Source organism: Myxococcus eversor, from assembly GCF_010894455.1.
GTDB lineage: Bacteria > Myxococcota > Myxococcia > Myxococcales > Myxococcaceae > Myxococcus > Myxococcus eversor.
The window spans coordinates 1-1,189 of record NZ_JAAIXY010000077.1 but is presented as its reverse complement, the minus strand read 5'-3'; the positions used below and the strand labels follow the sequence as shown (position 1 = coordinate 1,189).

General features: G+C 67.3%; 1 protein-coding gene. It reads right to left on the bottom strand.

Features of this window, described 5'->3' with window-relative positions:
- A partial coding sequence (locus G4D83_RS45200; RefSeq protein WP_163871163.1) for a non-ribosomal peptide synthetase occupies window positions 1–1,189 on the bottom strand: 1,189 nt, incomplete at both ends.

Here is a 1,189-nt window from a genome sequence, read left to right as displayed (position 1 = left end):
CGAGGGGAGCGCCCACCAGCAGCGGAGCCCAGCACTCCCAGACGGAAGCATCGAAGCTCAACGGCGTCTTCTGCAGCACGCGGTCCGCGGCCGTCAGGCCGAAGGTGGAGAGCAGCCAGGCCATATGATTGGCCAGGGCACGGTGGGAGACGACGGTGCCCTTGGGCTGGCCAGTGCTGCCGGAGGTGTAGATGACGTAAGCCGGGTGCTCGGCACCGGAGACGGATGCCGGTGAGGCCGTGCCGGAGAAAGCATCCTCCTGCCCATCGATGCAAATGACAGCGGGGCCGTCGGGCAGCAATGAGCGCAGCGAGTGCTGGGTGAGAAGCACCGGCGCGGCGGAGTCGCGAAGCATGAAGGCCAGCCGCTCGCGAGGGTAGCTGGGGTCCAGCGGCACGTAGGCGGCGCCGGCTTTGAGGATGCCCAGCAGCGCCACCGGCAACTCGAGAGAGCGCTCCATGCAGAGGGCAACGAGAGTCCCAGGTTTCACGCCCAGGGACGCCAGGTGCGAAGCAAGCCGGGAGGAACGCGCCTCCAGTTGGGAGTAGGTGAGCGAGCCGGAATCACTGACCGCCGCCAGGGCTTCGGGAGTGCGAGAAGCCTGGGCGCTGAAGAGCTGGTGCACGCACGCATCCGCCGGGAAGTCGGCAGTGGTGGCATTCCACTCCACCAGCACTCGCGACTGCTCGGCCTCGTCCATCATCGACAGAGAGGAGACGGGACGAGAAGGGTGCGTGAGTGCAGAGCGCAGCAGCGTCCGCAAGTGCTCCACCAGGCGAGTGATGGAGGCGGAGTCGAAGAGGTCGGAGCAGAAGTCGAGCGAGCCAACGAAGCCCTCGGGGGACTCGGCGAGGGTGAGGCTCAAGTCGAACTTGGCCACGCGGCTGCCGCCCTCGATTCCGCGGAAGGTCAGCCCCGGGAGGCGCAGGGTGCTGGAGGGCGTGTTCTGCACCGCGAGCATGACCTGGAAGAGAGGGGAGTAGCTGAGGCTGCGCTCGGGGCGGAGCTCCTCGACGAGCTTCTCGAAGGGGACGTCCTGGTGCTCGTAGGCGCCGAGGGTGGACTGCTTCACCTGGGCGAGCAGTTGGGAGAAGGAGGAGCGCGAGTCGATGCGAGAGCGAAGGGCGAGGGTGTTGACGAAGAAGCCGATGAGGCCTTCGGTCTCAGCGCGGTTGCGGCCAGCGATGGG